Genomic DNA, 17,741 nt, shown 5'->3' on the forward strand with positions numbered 1-17,741 from the left:
CACCGCGTACATCCCGGCCCAGTCCGCGCCCGCGTACGCCTCCGCGCCCGCGCCGCCCCTCCCCGGCTACGGCGGCCAGCAGGCGTACCAGCGGCCGCAGCCGCCGGCGCCCGGCTTCGCGCAGACCGCGAGCGGCGGTTACCAGCCGACCGGCGGCCAGAGCTTCGGCGGCCAGAACACCTTCGTCGGCGGCCAGGGCGGCCAGCAGACCTTCGGTGCGCAGCCGATCGGCGGCCCGGGCGCGTTCGGCCCCGGCCAGGGCGGCCAGCAGCACGGCGGCCCGCAGAGCTTCGGCGGCCAGCAGTCCTTCGGCGGCGCGGGCCAGGCCGGCTTCCCCGGCCAGGGCGGCGAGCAGTCCTTCGGCGGCGGCCAGCTGCGCCCGGCCATGGCCCCGGTCGCGCCGGTGCGCCCGATGCAGCCGCAGCGCCCGGGCCCGTACGGCGATCCCGGCCAGTTCCAGCAGAACGGCTACCAGCCGCAGGGCCAGGGCTACTGAGCCACTGACCCCACAGGGCCGAACCCCCCGCACGGCCCGCACCCGCACCACCTGAGTACCACCCGGCGCCCCCTGTACGCCGGGCGAACGGAGAAACGGGTCATCCACGGACCGCCCGGAACGCCCCCCACGGCGTCCGGGCGGTCCGTGCGTATCTACAGGCCTTTTCGTATCTACAGGCCTTTTCGCTGGGCGGCGGAGGCCTTCACGGGTAAACGCGCAGCGTGCCGTCAAGTAGCCGCAGGCGCACGCAGGGGCGCGTCCGCAGAGGCGCGGCGCACTCACGGAGGTGCGCGCACGCACAGGGTGCGTCCGAGCAGCGCGATCGCGGCTGGCAGGATGGAGGGATGCAGCTCTCCGGACTCCACGTCTACCCCGTCAAGTCCATGTACCGCGTGAGCCCCGACAGCGTCCCCGTCGAACCGTGGGGCCTCGCCGGCGACCGCCGCTGGATGCTCGCCGACCCCACCGGGCGCTTCGTCAGCCAGCGCGAGAACCCCGCCCTCGGCCAGATCCGCACCGGCCTCGGCGCGAACGGAGCGCTCACCCTCACCGCCCCCGGCGGCGCCCGGATCGAGATCGCCGCCCCCGCCGTCGCGGCCGGCGACCCGCTCGCCGAGGTCGAGGTCTGGGGCACCCGCTTCCGCGCCGCCGAGGCGCCCAAGGAAGCGCACGAGTGGATCGCCGAACACCTCGGCGAGTACCGCCTGGTGCACCTGGACGACCCGCGCGCCCGGCCCGTCGACCCGGAGTACGGCGAGCCCGGCGACACCGTCTCGATGGCCGACGGCTACCCGCTGCTGCTCACCACCACCGCCTCGCTCGCCCGCCTCAACGAACTCGTCGCCGCCGCGCACCCCGAGGGCCACGAGACGCTCCCGATGGAACGTTTCCGCCCCAACGCCGTGGTCGACGGCTGCGAACCGTGGGCCGAGGACGGCTGGCGCCGGATCCGGATCGGCGAGCTGACCTTCCGGGTCGTCAAGCCCTGCGGCCGCTGCGTCGTCACCACCACCGACCAGGAGAGCGGCGAGCGGCGCGGCCCCGAACCGCTGCGCACCCTCGCCAAGCACCACCGGCTGCGCAAGCAGGCCGCGTTCGGCATGAACCTCATCCCCGAACGCCCGGCCGCGACCGCCCTCCGGGACCAGGACGGCGACGTCCTCGGCACGCTGCGGCTCGGCGACGAGGTCGAGGTGCTGGAGGACGGCCGGCAGTGGCCGGTCGACGCGCGCGCCTGAGCTGAGCACCGCCGCTCGCACTCCCGCGCACACCACGCGTCCCACCGCCCCCACTCCACGACCCCCGCTCCGGAACCACGCGTGTGTGCGCTCGTTGAAACCGGTGGGCGGAACATGTGGTGAAGACGGGATCCGCCGGTGCCCGCACGATCGCGGGCACCGGCCGGAGCACCCCCGCGGGCGCGCTACGGTGGGCGGACGGCCCGCGCACCCCCGCGCGCACGGCCCGATGATCGCCGGCTCGACGAAGGTGGGGACGACAGACCGTCATGGCTGAGCACAGGGTCCGGGTCACCCAGGACAGCGCATCCCGCTGGCGGCGCCGCGCGGGCGAGTACGACACGCTCGCGGAGGCCCTCGCCGCCGCCGAACCGGGCGACACCGTGACCGTCCGCCCCGGCACCTTCCACGAGAACGTGCTGCTCGACAAGCCCGTGACGATCGTCCCGGCGCAGGGCCCCGGCACCGTCCGCATCGACCCGCCCTCCGGTGTGCCGCTGACCGTCACCGCCGCCGCGACCGTCCGCGACCTCGTCGTCGAGGGCGGCGACAGCTCCGCCCCCGCCGTCCTCGTCACCGGGCCCCAGGCCGTGCCCTCCTTCAGCGGCTGCCGGGTCGAGAGCCGCTCCGCCAGCGGGTTCGAGATCACCGGCGGCGCCCGCCCCACCCTGCGCGGCTGCGTCGTCGCCAACCCCGGCGGCCTCGGCCTGCGGCTGCGCGGCGAAGGCACCGCCGCCGCGTTCGAGGACTGCGAGGTCGCCGCCGCCGCCCAAGCCGGGCTCGCCGTCCTCGGCGGCGCCACCGCCGCCCTCGAACGCTGCCGCGTCCACCACACCGCCGGTGCCGGCGTCCTGCTCTCCGACCCGGGCAGCGCCGCCGAACTGACCGGCTGCGAGATCTACGAGATCCGCGGCAGCGGCGTCCAGGCCGAGGCGCAGGCCGGCGGCCGGCTCGTCGACTGCGATATCCACCGCGTCACCGGCAACGGCCTGACCCTCGACGGCGAGGCCGAACTCACCCTCACCGGCTGCCGCGTCCACGACCTGCCCGAGAACGGCGCCGACCTGCGCGGCCGCGCCCGGCTCACCCTCTCCCACAGCACCGTGCGCGACTTCGGGCGCGGCGCGCTCTCCGTCTGGGACCAGGGCACCGAGGCCGTCGCCGAGTCCAGCGAGATCCACGGCTCCACCGGCGAGTACCCGGCGCTGTGGGTCAGCGACGGCGCCCGGCTCACCCTCACCGACTGCGCCCTGCACGACCTGCCCGACGCGCTGTTCGTCCTCGACCGCGACTCCGCCGCCACCGCCGACCGCTGCTCGTTCAGCCGGATCCGCAGCTCGGCGGTCTCGGTCAGCGGCGGCGCCGGGGTGACGCTGACCGCCTGTCGCGTCCAGGAGGCCGGCACCGGACTGTGGTTCCGCGACCACGGCAGCGGCGGGCTCCTCACCGACTGCGAGATCTCCGACGTCGCCACCGGCGTCATCGTCACCAAGGGCGCCGACCCGGTGCTGCGCGACTGCACCGTCCGCGCCAGCACCGACGCCGGCGTGTACGTCTCCGCCCAGGGGCGCGGCACCTTCGAGGACTGCCGGGTCTCCCACGGCAAGGGCTTCGGCTTCCACATCATCGACGGCTGCCGCAGCCGGCTCCTGCGCTGCCGGGCCGAACAGAACGAACGGGCCGGCTTCGAGTTCTCCGAACCGGGACCGGTCGCCGAGGGCTGCACCTCGGACGACGTCGGGCCGGCCGCGGGCGCGACGCCGGCCGCCGCCGGGTCCGCCTTCGGGACGGCGGCCGGAACAGCGGCCGGAACATCCGAGGTACCCGCACCGCGCTCCGCCCAACTGACCTCCGCCGTCGCGGCGTTGGCCCCGCCCACCGCCATGCCCGAGATCGCGCCGATCCCCGACTGCCGGCCAGCCGACGAAGCGCTCGCCGAACTCGACGCGCTCGTCGGCCTCGCCACCGTGAAGCAGGAGGTCCGCACCCTCATCGACCTCATCTCGGTCGGCCGGCGCCGCCGCCAGGCCGGGCTCAAGGCCCCCTCGCTGCGCCGCCACCTCGTCTTCACCGGCGCCCCCGGCACCGGCAAGACCACCGTCGCCCGCCTCTACGGCGAGATCCTCGCCTCCCTCGGCGTGCTCCAGCGCGGACACCTCGTCGAGGTCGCCCGCGTCGACCTCGTCGGCGAACACATCGGCTCCACCGCGATCCGCACCGCCGCCGCCTTCGACCGCGCCCGCGGCGGCGTCCTCTTCATCGACGAGGCGTACGCGCTCGCACCCGAGGACGGCGCCCGCGACTTCGGGCGGGAGGCGATCGACACCCTGGTCAAGCTGATGGAGGACCACCGGGACGAGGTCGTCGTCATCGTCGCCGGCTACACCACCGAGATGGAACGCTTCCTCTCCGCCAACCCCGGTGTCTCGTCGCGCTTCTCACGCACCATCAGCTTCCCCGACTACTCGGCGGACGAACTCCTGGAGATCGCGCGAGCCCAGTGCGCCGAGCACGAGTACGCGCTCACCGAGGCCACCGAGGACGCGCTGCTGCGCCACTTCGCCACGATCGAGCGCGGCCCCAACTTCGGTAACGGGCGCACGGCGCGGCAGGTCTTCGAGACGATGGTCGAACGGCACGCGATGCGCGTCGCCCAGCTCGCCGACCCGTCGACGGAGGAGCTCCAACTCCTCGTCCCGACCGACCTGCCGGCGGCGCGGACGTCCTGACGTTACGTCACACTGCTCTGCGACAGCCAGGACGCCCGCAACCCCTACACCGCCGCCCCGGACGCGACGGGCCCGGTCCGGAACCTGCTGCCCGCCGACGACCACGCGGGACGGAACCGATCGATGGGGCAGGCCCGTTGGAGGTTGCGTGAGCATGCTACTGACGGGTGCCGCGGGTGGGCTGCTGTTACCGGCTGCCCTGGTGATCCTGTTCTTCCTCGGTGCTGTGGTGCGGAAGTTGAGAGCGCGCCCGGCGGACGGCTCCACGCGGGGCACGGGAGCGACGGCCACCGAGGAACTCCACGCGCTGCTTTACCCGGGCAAACGCGTGCAGTTGGAGCAGCGACGCGTCGAGCTGGTGCTGCGGGACGACGAGCACGACGGCGCTCCGAGGCGCACCGGGATCGACCTCGCTGGCGGGCGGGCCGTGATCCGGCGGGGCGGGAGTGCGGAAGGGGCCGCGGGCGGGCGTCGGCAGATGACGACTGACAAGTAACAGCTGACAGCTGACAGCTGACAGATTTCGAAATCTGTTATCTGTCAGCTGTCGTCCGTTCGCCCTACGCCGTCACCCCACCCAGGCCCCGCCCGCCAGGAACGACTCCAGGGCGGCCCGGTACGGCGCGATGTCGATCCGCTCGCCGGCCAGCCAGTCGTCGGAGTAGTACTTGTCGAGGTAGCGGTCGCCCGGATCGCAGATCAGGCTGACGACGCTGCCCTGCCGACCGGCCTCCCGCATCTCGGCGACGATCTTCAGCGCGCTCCACAGCCCCGTCCCGGTGGAGGCGCCCGCCTTCTTCCCGAGCACCTGCTCCAGCACCCGCACCGCCGCGATCGACGCGGCGTCCGGCACCTTCATCATCCGGTCGATCGCGCCGGGCACGAAGCTGGGCTCCATCCGGGGCCGGCCGATGCCCTCGATCCGCGAGCCGCTCGCACACACCGCGTCCGGGTCGTGGTCCACCCAGCCGTCAAAGAAGCAGGAGTTCTCCGGGTCCGCGACGCAGATCCGGGTGTCGTACTGCATGTAGTGGACGTACCGGGCGATCGTCGCCGAGGTGCCGCCCGTCCCCGCGGTCGCGACGATCCAGGCCGGCTCCGGGTGCGGCTCCAGGCGCAGCTGGGCGAAGACCGACTCGGCGATGTTGTTGTTGCCGCGCCAGTCGGTGGCCCGCTCGGCGTAGGTGAACTGGTCCATGTAGTGGCCGCCGGTCTCCTCGGCGAGCCGCGCGGACGCCTCGTACACCTCGTCCGAGCGCTCCACCAGGTGGCACTCGCCGCCGTGGAACTCGATCAGGTCGATCTTGGCCTGGCTGGTGCTCTTGGCCATCACCGCGATGAACGGCACCCCGACGAGCTGCGCGAAGTATGCCTCGGACACGGCCGTGGACCCGCTGGACGCCTCGATCACCGGCTTGCCCGGGCGGATCCAGCCGTTGCAGAGCCCGTAGAGGAAGAGCGAGCGGGCGAGGCGGTGCTTGAGCGAGCCGGTCGGGTGGGTGGACTCGTCCTTGAGGTAGAGGTCGATCCCCCACTCGGCCGGCAGCGGGAAGCGCAGCAGGTGGGTGTCGGCGGACCGGTTGGCATCGGCCTGAACCTTGCGGACCGCCTCCTTGAGCCAGGCGCGGTAGTCCGCGTCGGTGCGGTCGACGTCGACGGTCGGCTCGATGCCGCGTCCGGCACCCGGTGCGGCGGCCGGCATGGCGCCCAGCTCGGTGCTCATGGTCACTCTCCTCGTCTTGACCCCCCACTGCTCACTACGAGTGTATGAGAGTCACGATAAGTGACAATTTTCGGAGCACCAGCTTCCGCTTATCCCTGGTGCGACGCCACCCTCCGGCACCCGTCCTCAGCCCACCTGCACCGACTGCGGGTCCGCCAGGTACGGCCGCCACGCCAGCTCCGCCGCACCGGCGAGCGCGCTGTCCGTCAGCTCCGCGCCGACGATCGGCACCCGTCCGCTGCGCCCCCACAGGCACCGCTCGGCGACCACCGCGCGCAGCCGCTCGGGCGCCGCCTCCAGCAGGTCGAGGTGGAGGCCGCTGAGCACGACCCGGTCCGGGTTGAGGATGTTGGCGACACCGGCCAGCCCGAGCCCGAGCCGGTCGATGACGTGCTCGACGGCCGCCCGCGCCCGCTCGTCGGTGGCCGCGGCCCGGCACAGGTCACGCGCCTGGTCGAGCACCGGACGCCCCGGTTCGGGGGTGAGCCCGGCCGCCGCGAACAGCGCGTCGGGGTCGGTCTCCGAGTTGAGGCAGCCACGGTTGCCGCACACGCACGGCCGGCCCTGCGGATCCACCGTGAGGTGGCCGACCTCCAGCGCGAGCCCGGCACTTCCGGTGTGCAGCCGCCCGTCGATGACCAGCGCGCCACCGACGCCGCTGTGGCCCGAGGTGACCAGGAGCAGATGGCGGGCACCGCGCCCGGCGCCATGCCGGTACTCGGCGAGCGCGGCGAGGTTGGCGTCGTTGGCGATGGCGGTGGGCAGCGGGTCCAGCGCGTTGGGACCGTGGTCGGCGCGACCGACCTCGACGTCGTACAGGTCCGCCACCGGCGTGCCGCTCGGCCAGGCGAAGTGCAGGGCGGCCAGCGCGGTGCCGTCCGGCTCGGTGACCGGATTGGGCAGCGCGAGCGCGGCACCGAGGCAGCGCCGGCCGGTGGAGCGTGCGAGCTCCGCACCCGCCTGGGCGACGGCGCGCAGCATCCGGACCGGGTCGGTCGCGGCGGGCAGCGGCAGGTGGACCGGCGGGTCGAGGAGCCCGCCGAGCCCGGCCAGCGTGACGCTCAGCCCGTCCGTGTGGATCTGCCCCGCGATCACGACCGGGCCCTGCGGATCGATCGCGAGCCGGTGCGAGGGCCGCCCGCGACCGCCGCCCGCCGGACGGGAGTCGACCGTGATCAGGCCCAGCGCCTCCAGCTCGGCCGTGACGGCACCGGCGGTGGCGCGCGTGACGTCCAGCGCCCGGGTGAGCGCCGAGCGGGTGGGCGTCTGACCGGTGTGGATGAGCGAGAGCGCGGGGCCGAGCAGCGTCCGACCGCGATCGGGGGCGGCACGGCGATGGGCGTCGCGCTGCGCCTCGGAGTCGGTCCCGGTGCCCGGTTTCGGACTTGATGATGAGAGCTGCACGACCCTATTGTGACTTTGTGTCGCTTCGAAACAAAATCCGTGCCTCTGCCCCTACCGACCGGAACACCCACCAGTCTCGCAGCACACCCCCGGGGACCGACAGCCCCTGGAGCCCGGCGCGCCTCGCGCTGACCGCGTTCTTCGCCGTCGACGGCTTCCTCTTCGCGACCTGGGTGGTCCGGATCCCGGACGTCCGCAGCCAGGTCAACGCCTCGCACAGCGCCCTCGGACTCGCCCTGCTCTGCCTGTCGATCGGCGCCGTCCTGACCATGCCGCTGGTCGGCCGGCTCTGCCTGCGGTACGGCTCGCGGCCGGTCACCGTCGGGTCGCTCGCCCTGCTCAGCCTTGCCGTGCCGCTGCCCGCACACACGCATTCGGTGGCCGCGCTCGGCGGCGTGCTGCTGCTGTTCGGCGCCGGGTACGGCGGTGCGAACGTCGCCATGAACAGCGCCGCCGTCGACCTGGTCGCGCAGCTCCGGCGGCCCGTCATGCCCAGCTTCCACGCCGGGTACAGCCTCGGCGGACTGGTCGGCGCGGGCGTCGGCGGACTCCTCGCCGGCACCCTGAGCGCCTCCTGGACGCTCGCCCTCGGTGGGCTGCTCGGCCTCGCGATCACCGGGGCGGCGGGCGTCGTCCTGCTGCGCAGCCCGGAGGCTCCGCAGGTCTCGGGTGGGAGTAGCGGGAGTGGGAGCGGTGCGAACGAGACCGGTGGCGCCGCCCCGCGCGCCGGGCTGATCGTCGTACTGCTCGGCCTCACCGCCCTGTGCACCGCGTACGGGGAGGGTGCGATCGCGGACTGGACGACGCTCCACCTCACCGACGACGTGCACGCGAGCGCCGGGACGGCCGCGGCGGGCTACGCGGCGTACGCGTTCGCGATGACCAGCGGGCGGGTCGGCGGCACGTGGCTGTCCATCAGGCTCGGGCAGACCCGGCTGATGCTCCTGGGCGGACTCACCGCGGCGGCCGGGATGCTGGTCGCCGCGCTCGCGCCGTCGGTGCCCGTGGCCATCGGCGGGTTCGTCCTGGTCGGCCTCGGCCTGGCCAACCTGTTCCCGCTCGCCATCGCCCGTGCGGGTACGGCCGGCGGTCCGCAGGGCGTCGCGCTCGCGTCGACGCTCGGGTACGGCGGGATGCTCATCGGACCGGTGGTCATCGGCTTCCTCGCCGACGCGGCCAGCCTTCCGCTCGCGCTCACCACCGTCGCGGTCGCGGCGGCGGCAGGGGCGCTCCTGCCGCTGACGGTGCGGCGGCGCTGACGGGCGCGGACAACCGGCGCCGGACAGATGACAGATGACAGATGACAGATTTCAACATCTGTTATCTGTCAGCTGTTATCTGTCCGCCGTCACCCCGTCCACCCCCGCAGTGGCATGATGCCGCCCATGACGACCACCGGGCGGATCCAGACACTCCGGGCGAGCGAGCGCCCGGCCACGGCATGGCTCAACGGGGGCGGGGTGACCCGCGAGGTCGCCGGCTTCCCCGCCGGGGCCGGGCTGGACGGCTTCGAATGGCGGGTCAGCCTCGCGGACGTCGCCACCGCCGGTCCGTTCTCCCCGTTCCCCGGCATCGACCGGGTGATCACCCTGGTCGAGGGTCCCGGCATGGTGCTCACGGTCGACGGCGCCGAGCACCGGATCGACACGCCCTACCGGCCGTTCGCCTTCCTCGGCGACGCCACCACGGACTGCCACCTGCTCGCCGGCCCGGTCGTCGACTTCAACGTGATGACCCGTCGCGGGAAGGTCACCGCCGAGGTCACCATCGTCACCTCGGCGCCCACGTCCGCCGACGTCCCGCCGGGCGGCTCCGTCCTCGCGGTCTGCCTCGCCGGCTCCGCGACCATCGACGTCCCAAGCGACACCTCAGGCGACACCTCAGGCGACACCTCAGGTGACGCCTCAGGCGACACCGCAGGCACCGCCGCCGTCACCAACCTCGCCCGCTACGACGCCGCCCTGCTCGCCCGCCCCGGCCCGTTCCGGCTCCAGCCCGACGGCATCACCGCCGTCATTACCTTCCGCCCCACTGCCTGACGCGCAGCCCCTGCCCTCACGAACCCGCCGTCAGGCAGACTCGCCCGGCAAGCGCAGGTCCCACCCCACCAGGGCCCGCAGCTGTTCCGCCGTCACACCGTCCGGCACGGGCTGCGGCGGCTCGTGCCGCAGCGGCGGCTGCCAGCCGTCCTCGGCCGTCCAGCGCCGCACGACCTTGGCCGGCGCCCCCGCGACGACGCTGTGGTCGGGCACCTCGCCGCGCACCACGGCGCCCGCCGCCACCACCACGTTGCGGCCGATCCGGGCGCCCGGCAGGATCACCGCGCCGGTGCCGATCCAGCTGCCCGAGCCGATCTCGACGGGCTCGTTGCGCGGCCACTGCTTGCCGATCGGCAGGTCGGTGGAGCGGTACTCGTGCGCCTGGTCGGAGATGTAGACGCCGGGCCCGGTCCACACGTCGTCGCCGAGGACGATCGACTGGTGCCCGACGATGTGGCTGTCGCGGCCTATCACGCAGCCGCCGCCGATCCGCACGATCGCTTCGGGCCCGAGGTCGAGGCCGGGCAGGAAGCCCGCGCTGATGGTGACCCGTTCGCCGATGATCGAGAACGGTCCGATCGTGATCCACTGCTCGTTGAACACCGCCCCGAGCGGGAACGCGAGCGTCGTCCCGTCCCCCAACTCGCCGAAGCGGTACGGTCCCGGGCTCTGGTTGCTGACCGCGCCGGTCCGCTGCACCCAGCGCCAGCCCCGGTGGACGAGGCGTCCGGCGGCACGCCGGCCACCGGCCCGGACGGCGGAGAGGAGGGAACGGGTTTTCGGCATGCGCTCACGTTACCGGCCCGTAGGGTCCGTCCGGCGGCCGGGCGGCCAACATCACACCGGCCCCGCGCACCGCACCCGCCCCACCCACCGACGCACCCGCCGACCCGCACACCGCATCGCCCGCCGCCCCACCCACCGCCCCGGCTTCCAACCCCCGTGGCCACTACCGTCCCGCCGCATTCGACGATCACCGGGACCGAGGTCCGCCGGCCGTGGAACACTCCCGATCATGGAGATCTCCGAGCACATCGACGCACTGCGCCGCGAAGGCACCCTGCTGGCCGACGCCGCCGCCCGCGCCGGCCTCACCGCACCCGTCCCGACCTGCCCGGACTGGCAGGTCGCCGACCTCCTGCGGCACGTCGGCGTGGTCCACCGCTGGGCCACAGCCCACCCCGCCCACGGCCTGCGGGAGCCGCTCAACCTCGACGGCGAGAACGAGCTGGTCGGCCCGATGCCCTCCGACGCGGCGCTGCTCGACTGGTACCGCGAGGGCCACGCCGCCCTGGTGGACACGCTGGTGGCCGCGCCCGCCGACGTCGACTGCTGGTTCTTCCTCCCCGCGCCCAGCCCGCTGGCGTTCTGGGCCCGCCGCCAGGCGCACGAGACGGCCATCCACCGCCTCGACGCCGACGCGGCGGCCGGCGCCGAGGGCCCGCGGACGGACACCGCGCTCGCCCTGGACGGCGTCGACGAACTGCTGCGCGGCTTCCTCGTCCGCCCGCGCTCGACGCTCCGCAGCGAGAAGCCCCGCACCGTCCTGATCCGGGCCACCGACGGCCACAGCACCGGCCCCGGCACCAGCACCGGCCCCAGCGCCTGGCAGGTGACGATCAGCGAGGAGCCGGTGGTGACGACCGCCCTGGCGAACGAAGCGGACGGAGCGAACGGAGCGGACGAGAAGGACCTCCCCGCCGACCTCACCATCGCCGGCCCGGCCCACGAGTTGTACCCGCTGCTGTGGAACCGCGTCCCGGCCGAGCGCGCCGGAGCCACCACCTACACCGGTGACGAGGACCTGCTCCGCCTCTGGCGCGAGACGGCCGTCATCGGCTGAGAAACCGGCCGAGCACCGGCAGAGCGCCGGTAGAGCGCCCCGGAGGACCGGAGTAACGGCCCGCCGCGTCAGCGCACCCAGCGCGCGGGCCGCTTCTCCAGGAACGCCCGCATCCCCTCCTGCGCCTCCGCCGACCCGAACAGCCGCGCCGACAGCTCCACCAGCTCGTCCGCGTCGCGCTCGAAGGAGCGCACGACCTCCGCGTTCGCCAGCCGCTTCGACTCCGCGAGCCCCTGCGGCGAGCCCTGGCGCAGCGCGTCCAGCAGTTCCTTCAGCGCGGTGCCGGTGTCCTCGGCGGACGCGGTGGCGCGGGTGATCAGCCCGATCCGGGCGGCCTCGGCGGCGTCGAAGACCTCGCCGGTCAGGTAGTAGCGGGAGGCGGCGCGCGGGTCGAGCTTGGGGCGCAGCGGCAGGGAGATGACGGCGGGCGCGAGGCCGAGCCGGACCTCGGTGAACGCGAAGGTGGCGGCCGGTCCGGCGATGGCGAGGTCGGCGGCGCCGACGAGGCCGAGGCCGCCGGCCCGCACGTGCCCGTCGATGACGGCGATCACCGGCTTCGCGCAGTCCACGATCGCCCGCTGGAGCTCGACCAGGCCGCGCGGGCCGACCGTCGGGTCCGCGCCGGTGGCCTCGGAGAGGTCCGCGCCCGCGCAGAACACCTTGCCGGTGTGCCCGAGGACGACCGCCCGGACGTCCGGGTCGGCCGCGGCGAGCGCCAGGCCGGCGTGCAGCTCGGCCATCAGGCGGGTGGAGAGCGCGTTGCGGTTGTGCGGCGAGTCGAGGGTGAGGGTGGTGACGGCGTCGGCGGTGGTGACGTGGACGAACGGCGCTTCGCTGGTCATCGGCGGGGGCCTGCTTTCCGGCTGAGGGTGGGTCGGACCGCGGGCGCCGTCCGGGGTGCCCGGACGGCGCCCGCACGACTCTGGCACGCGCACCCGCCCCTCGGCCAGAGCCACCGGGGGCTGAATGGACGGAAAACCGGTGGTGGGCACCACACCGTCAACGGCACGATCGGCGCCATGAGGATCACGCCCGCCACGACCACCCCCGCTCACACCCCTGCACACACCCCTGCACACACCCCCACGCACACCTCCGCGCACACCACCACGAACACCTCCGGCGCCACCGACACCGTCCTGCTGCTCGCACCGCGGATCAACGAGACCGGCCTCCAGCTGCGCACCGCCGCCGGCCGCCGCGGTCTGCGCGCGTTCACGGCGACGTCGTGGCAGGCGCCCGAGGAACTGCTCGGATCGGCGGCGCACGTGCACGTGTACGGCGGTCCGCTGTTCGGTGACGCGGTCGGACAGGCGCTCGGGCTCGCGCTCCTGGAGCCGGCCGCCACCTGGCTCGCCGAGCTGCCGCGCGAGCTGACCGGCCGCCGGGTGTCCTGCACCACGCTGGCCGAGGCGCGACGGCTGCGCGGTCCCGCGTTCGTCAAGCCGCCGGCGGACAAGGTGTTCGCCGCCCGCGTCTACGACGACGGCTGCGCGCTGCCCGGTCCCGACGTGCTGGACGGGGACACGCCGGTGCAGGTGAGCGAGGTGGTGCGGTTCCGGCGCGAGTACCGGCTCTTCGTACTCGACGGCACCGTCCGCGCCGCCTCCCGGTACGCGGTGGACGGGGAGTTGAGCGTCGCACCGCTCGGTGCGGACGCCGCCGAGGTCCTCGCGTTCGCCGCCGACGTCCTCGCCGCCGACGGACCCGCCCTGCCCAGTGCCGCCGTGGTGGACGTCGGCCCGACGGACGGCGGTTGGGCCGTGGTCGAGGCCAACGCGGCCTGGGCCAGCGGGGGTTACGCCGCCGACCCGGACGGCGTCCTGGACGTCGTGCTGCGGGCCGCCGGGCCGCTCACCCAACTCCCCTCCACCGACCGCCCTTTCCTGCGCGACCTGCCCGAGATCGTCCGCTGACCCCGGGCGGGCCGCCGCCCGCCTCGCCTCGGCGTACCCGCGCGTACATCACCGGCGTACGGCGAAACGGGAATGCGCCGCCGTCCCGCCATGCGCCACGATGGCCCGCATGACCAGCAACCAGCACCTCACCCACATCACCGAACCGCCCGGCGTCGCCCCCGGCACCGGCTACACCCAGGTCGTCACCGGCACCGGCCGACTGGTCCAGGTCTCCGGCCAGGTGGCTTTCGACGAGCACCGCAACCTGATCGGCGTGGGCGACCCGAAGGCGCAGGCGCGCCAGGTGTTCGAGAACCTGCGCCACTGCCTGGCCGCGGCCGGTGCCGGCTTCGAGGACGTCGTGAAGTTCACGATCTTCGTCACCGACATCGCCTACCTGCCCGCCATCCGCGAGGCCCGCGACGAGCACGTGAACACCGCCAATCCGCCGGCCAGCTCCGCGGTGCAGGTCGCGGCGCTGTTCCTGCCCGAGGTGCTGATCGAGATCGAGGCACTCGCACTCGTCCAGGAATAGCCACCACGCCCCCAGGGCCCGCCGCCCGACCTACCGAACGGTGGGCCGAACGGCGGGCCCCACGGCACCCCCCACCCCGCCGGCACCCTCCGAGGACGGTCCAGCCTCCCCCCAACCCTCCAGTGGTTCAGACCTGTTGACGCATTGGTCCAGTCCTCCTACAGTGCCCATGCCCCCGCCTCCCCACGGCGCGGGCACCGATCGCACCCGGATCACCAGCACCGGTTCTACCTCACCCTGTCCAACCCCCACACACAGGGAGAACCATGTCCGCTCGATCCCGGGCGGGGCGCCCGCGCGTGCGCAGCAGGCTGCTCGCGCTGCTCTCCGTCCTCCTGCTCCCCCTCGCCGCGCTCACCGCGCTGGCCACCCCGGCCCAGGCCGCCGGCAAGCTGACCGCCACGTTCGTCACGGCCGACAACGGCTCGTGGTGGCAGGGCACGTACATCGTCCACAACGACAACCCGGCGGCCGTCACCGGCTGGACGCTGGAGTTCGACCTCCCGGCCGGGGTCACCATCGGCAACAGCTACAACGGCACGGCCACCGTCAGCGGCCGGCACGTCACCGCCACCAACGCGTTCTACAACGCCACCGTCCCCGCGCACGGCACCACCGAGCCGTACAGCTTCTGGTTCGTCGGCACCGGTCCCATCGGCGCGCCGCTCAACTGCCGTGTCAACGGCGACAAGTGCGACGGCACCGCCGACGTCCCGCCGTCCGCGCCCGGTACGCCGTCCGTCGTCGAGTCGACGGCCCACACGCTCACGCTCGGCTGGCCGGCCGCGACCGCCGGGGACTTCCCCGTCGCCGGGTACGACGTCCTGAACGGCGCCACCGTCGTCGGCTCCAGCGCCACCACCGGCGCCGTGGTCACCGGCCTCATCCCGGCCACCACGTACACGCTCACGGTCCGCGCCAAGGACACCCGTGGCAACGCGAGCGGACCCAGCGCGCCCGTCACCGCCGCCACCTTCGACCCCGCGACCGACCCGAACCCGCCCACCGCGCCGGCCAACCTCCGTGCCACGGCGGTGAGTTCGACCGACGTCACGCTCGCCTGGAACGCCGCGACCGACAGCGTCCGGGTCGCCGCGTACGACGTCTACCAGGGCGGCACGCTCGTGGCGACGGTCGGCGGCAGCACGCTCACCGCCACCGTCGGCGGCCTCTCCCCGTCCACCGCCTACACGTTCACCGTCAAGGCCCGCAATCCCGCCGACGTCTCCTCCCCCGCCTCCGCGCCGCTCGGCGTCACCACCTCCGACCTGGTCGGCGCCGGAAAGTACGCCCGCGTCGGCTACTTCGTGCAGTGGGGCATTTACGGCCGCCAGTACTTCGTCAAGAACCTCGACACCTCGGGCAGCGCCGCCAAGCTCGACGTCGTCAACTACGCCTTCGAGAACATCGATCCGACCAACCTGACCTGCCTCGCCGGCGTCACCAAGGGCACCACCGCCAACCCCCAGGACCCCGACCAGGGAACGGGCGCGGGCGACGCCGACGCGGACTACGCCCGCCCGATGAGCGCCGCCCAGTCGGTGGACGGCGTCGCCGACGACGGCTGGGGCAAACTCCGCGGCAACTTCAACCAGTTGAAGAAGCTCAAGGCCAAGTACCCGAACCTGAAGGTGGTCGTCTCGCTCGGCGGCTGGACGTACTCCAAGTTCTTCTCGGACGTCGCCGCGACCGACGCCTCCCGGCGGAAGTTCGTCCAGTCCTGCGTCGACGTGTGGATCAAGGGCAACCTGCCCGCCTACAACGGCGCGGGCGGCCCCGGCACGGCGGCCGGGATCTTCGACGGCATCGACCTCGACTGGGAGTGGCCCGGCTCCGGCGACGGCCACGCGGGCAACCACTGGAGCGCCGGCGACAAGGCCAACCTGACCGCGCTGCTGGCCGAATTCCGCAGGCAGCTCGACGCGTTGGGCGGCCCGCACAAGCTGCTCACCGCCTTCACCCCGGCCGACCCGGCGAAGATCGGCGCGGGCTGGGACCTCACGAAGATCTTCGCTTCCCTCGACATCGCCAACGTCCAGGGCTACGACTTCCACGGCTCCGGCAGCGACAACTCGTGGGAGCCCAACCGCACCGGCCACCAGGCCAACCTCAACGCCGACCCCAAGGACCCGTACCCGTTCCACTTCAGCGTGGACGCGGCCGTCCAGGCCTACCTCGGCGCCGGCGTCAACCCGCGCAAGCTCACCATCGGCTTCCCGTTCTACGGCCGCGGCTGGCAGGGCGTGGCCGACGGCGGCGCGTCCGGCACCTGGCAGTCCGCGACCGGGGCGGCGCCGGGCCAGTTCGCCGAGGAGGCCGGCACCCGCGGCTACGACAACCTCGTCACCAGCGTCTCCGGCCTGACCGTCCACCACGACCCGCAGGCCGTCGCGACCTACGGCTATACCGGCGCCGGCGGCCAGTGGTGGACGTTCGACGACCCCTGGTCGATCGCCCAGAAGACGGCCTACCTCAAGTCCAGGAACCTCCTGGGCGGCATGATCTGGGAGCTGTCCGGCGACACCCCGAGCGGCACCCTGATGTCCGCGATCGACACCGGCCTCCAGTAACCGGACCGCCACGCTGCCGGGGCCGCGAGGGAAAATCCCTCACGCCCCCGGCAGTTCCATACCCCCTGCGAGTCAACGTAATTGACTGACCATCAGGCCAAGAGAGCCCTGCCGGACTACCGCGAAGCCAGCGCCGACAGCCTGCGCGCCGCGCGGTACTGGCGCAGCACCTGGGCGAAGGTCGTGTGCCCCTGGGTCGTGCGGGCGAACGCACGCCAGGCGGCCGGCACGAGGCAGACCGCGGCGTGGAACAGGTACGGGCGGCGCTCGAAGGCCGCCAGCAGCTGCTTGCCCGCCCGCATCTCCACGCCGAGGCCCGCCTTGATGGCGAACGCGTAGTTGAGCGCCTCGCGCCGCACCCCGGCCGCGGTGCCCGCCTCGGCGACCTTCACCGCCCACTCGCCGGCCAGCCGGCCCGAGCGCAGCGCGTACGAGATGCCCTCGCGGGTCCACGGCTCCAGCAGGCCGGCCGCGTCGCCGGCGACCAGCACCCGGCCGCGCGAGAGCGGCGAGTCCTCGGCGCGGCAGCGGGTCAGGTGTCCGGACTCGACGCTCGGGGTGAAGCCGGACAGGCCCAGGCGCCGGACGTAGTCGGCGAGGTACTGCTTCGTGCCCTCCCCGTCGCCGCGCGCCGAGATGACGCCGACGGTCAGGCTGCTCGACTCGGTCTTCGGGAAGACCCAGCCGTAACTGCCGGGCAGCGGGCCCCAGTCGAGGTGGATCCGGCCCGCCCAGTCGGCGGCGACCTGCGGCGGCACCGGGATCTCCGCCTCCAGGCCCAGGTCGATCTGGTCGAAGGTGACGCCGACGTGCCGCCCGATCCGGCTCGCGCTGCCGTCCGCGCCGACCACCGCGCGCGCCTCGAAGCTGCGCCCGTCCGCGGCCGTCACCAGCGCCGTCCGGTGCTCCCCGCCGCGCTGCTCGACGCCGGTGACGGTCACTCCGGTGACCAGCACGGCGCCCGCCTGCTTGGCCGCCTGCACCAGGCGCAGGTCGAACTCGTCCCGGTTGACCAGGCCGAACAGCATCCGCTTCGAGCGCTGCGTCCGGGTGTAGCGCCCCTGGTAGGCGAAGGTGACGGCGTGCACGCGGTCCTGCAGCGGCAGCCGGAAGTCCGGCGGCAGGCTGTCCCTGGACGGGCCGATGATCCCGCCGCCGCAGGTCTTGTAGCGGGGGTGCTCGGCCTTGTCGAGCAGCAGCACCCGGCGGCCCTGGACGGCGGCGGCGTGCGCGGCCGAGGCCCCGGCCGGCCCGGCGCCGACC

Annotated in this window: 14 protein-coding genes and 1 pseudogene; 10 read left to right on the top strand and 5 right to left on the bottom strand. The window is 73.8% G+C overall.

What is annotated here, in order from left to right:
* From AB0O00_RS13945 to AB0O00_RS13960, 4 genes and pseudogenes are all read left to right on the top strand, one after another.
* Positions 1 to 496 (top strand): annotated as a pseudogene (locus tag AB0O00_RS13945) (hypothetical protein); the annotation flags it as partial.
* Positions 497 to 843: 347 nt separating this feature from the next.
* Positions 844 to 1,737, top strand: coding sequence for an MOSC N-terminal beta barrel domain-containing protein (locus AB0O00_RS13950; RefSeq protein WP_363651417.1), 894 nt, complete (start codon positions 844 to 846; stop codon positions 1,735 to 1,737).
* Positions 1,738 to 2,006: 269 nt separating this feature from the next.
* On the top strand, positions 2,007 to 4,466 hold the full coding sequence (locus tag AB0O00_RS13955) for a right-handed parallel beta-helix repeat-containing protein (protein WP_363651419.1): 2,460 nt from the start codon (positions 2,007 to 2,009) through the stop codon (positions 4,464 to 4,466).
* A gap of 154 nt (positions 4,467 to 4,620) precedes the next feature.
* Entirely contained in the window at positions 4,621 to 4,962 is a 342-nt protein-coding gene (locus AB0O00_RS13960; RefSeq protein WP_363651436.1) for a DUF6191 domain-containing protein, read from the top strand.
* Between the two features lie 72 nt (positions 4,963 to 5,034).
* On the opposite strand, the gene AB0O00_RS13965 is transcribed toward AB0O00_RS13960, so the two are convergent.
* Positions 5,035 to 6,168, bottom strand: coding sequence for a PLP-dependent cysteine synthase family protein (locus AB0O00_RS13965; protein WP_363651438.1), 1,134 nt, complete (start codon positions 6,166 to 6,168; stop codon positions 5,035 to 5,037).
* Between the two features lie 147 nt (positions 6,169 to 6,315).
* Positions 6,316 to 7,494, bottom strand: a complete 1,179-nt coding sequence (locus tag AB0O00_RS13970) for an ROK family protein (protein WP_363651440.1) — start codon at positions 7,492 to 7,494, stop codon at positions 6,316 to 6,318.
* 227 nt (positions 7,495 to 7,721) lie between these two features.
* On the opposite strand from AB0O00_RS13970, the gene AB0O00_RS13975 reads away from it, so the two are divergent.
* Positions 7,722 to 8,852 carry an MFS transporter gene (locus AB0O00_RS13975; protein WP_363651442.1) on the top strand — a complete coding sequence of 377 codons (1,131 nt, stop codon included), beginning with the start codon at positions 7,722 to 7,724 and terminating at the stop codon, positions 8,850 to 8,852.
* A 126-nt stretch (positions 8,853 to 8,978) separates the two neighbouring features.
* Entirely contained in the window at positions 8,979 to 9,632 is a 654-nt protein-coding gene (locus tag AB0O00_RS13980) for a HutD family protein (RefSeq protein ID WP_363651421.1), read from the top strand.
* A gap of 30 nt (positions 9,633 to 9,662) precedes the next feature.
* Here AB0O00_RS13980 and AB0O00_RS13985 read toward each other — a convergent pair whose 3' ends face one another.
* Positions 9,663 to 10,418 (bottom strand): DapH/DapD/GlmU-related protein, encoded by a 756-nt coding sequence (locus AB0O00_RS13985; protein WP_363651422.1) that lies wholly within the window; start codon positions 10,416 to 10,418, stop codon positions 9,663 to 9,665.
* A gap of 229 nt (positions 10,419 to 10,647) precedes the next feature.
* Between AB0O00_RS13985 and AB0O00_RS13990 the strand changes: the two genes are divergently transcribed.
* Complete coding sequence (locus AB0O00_RS13990) at positions 10,648 to 11,475, top strand: maleylpyruvate isomerase family mycothiol-dependent enzyme (protein ID WP_363651424.1); 828 nt, start codon at positions 10,648 to 10,650, stop codon at positions 11,473 to 11,475.
* A gap of 68 nt (positions 11,476 to 11,543) precedes the next feature.
* Here AB0O00_RS13990 and AB0O00_RS13995 read toward each other — a convergent pair whose 3' ends face one another.
* Positions 11,544 to 12,317 carry an enoyl-CoA hydratase family protein gene (locus AB0O00_RS13995; RefSeq protein ID WP_363651426.1) on the bottom strand — a complete coding sequence of 258 codons (774 nt, stop codon included), beginning with the start codon at positions 12,315 to 12,317 and terminating at the stop codon, positions 11,544 to 11,546.
* 177 nt (positions 12,318 to 12,494) lie between these two features.
* Here AB0O00_RS13995 and AB0O00_RS14000 point away from each other — a divergent pair, with 177 nt between their 5' ends.
* The 3 genes from AB0O00_RS14000 to AB0O00_RS14010 all read left to right on the top strand — a co-directional run bounded on the left by AB0O00_RS14000 (position 12,495) and on the right by AB0O00_RS14010 (position 16,478).
* Positions 12,495 to 13,391: an ATP-grasp domain-containing protein gene (locus AB0O00_RS14000; RefSeq protein ID WP_363651428.1), complete on the top strand. Its 897-nt coding sequence runs from the start codon at positions 12,495 to 12,497 to the stop codon at positions 13,389 to 13,391.
* Positions 13,392 to 13,500: 109 nt separating this feature from the next.
* Positions 13,501 to 13,908: a RidA family protein gene (locus AB0O00_RS14005; protein WP_363651430.1), complete on the top strand. Its 408-nt coding sequence runs from the start codon at positions 13,501 to 13,503 to the stop codon at positions 13,906 to 13,908.
* A gap of 266 nt (positions 13,909 to 14,174) precedes the next feature.
* Entirely contained in the window at positions 14,175 to 16,478 is a 2,304-nt protein-coding gene (locus AB0O00_RS14010) for a glycosyl hydrolase family 18 protein (protein WP_363651432.1), read from the top strand.
* 116 nt (positions 16,479 to 16,594) lie between these two features.
* Here AB0O00_RS14010 and AB0O00_RS14015 read toward each other — a convergent pair.
* Positions 16,595 to 17,741: geranylgeranyl reductase family protein (locus AB0O00_RS14015; RefSeq protein ID WP_363651434.1), on the bottom strand; the 1,147-nt coding region annotated here is incomplete at its 5' end.

It is taken from the genome of Kitasatospora sp. NPDC093558 (assembly GCF_040683475.1).
In the GTDB taxonomy this organism is placed as follows: Bacteria; Actinomycetota; Actinomycetes; order Streptomycetales; family Streptomycetaceae; genus Kitasatospora.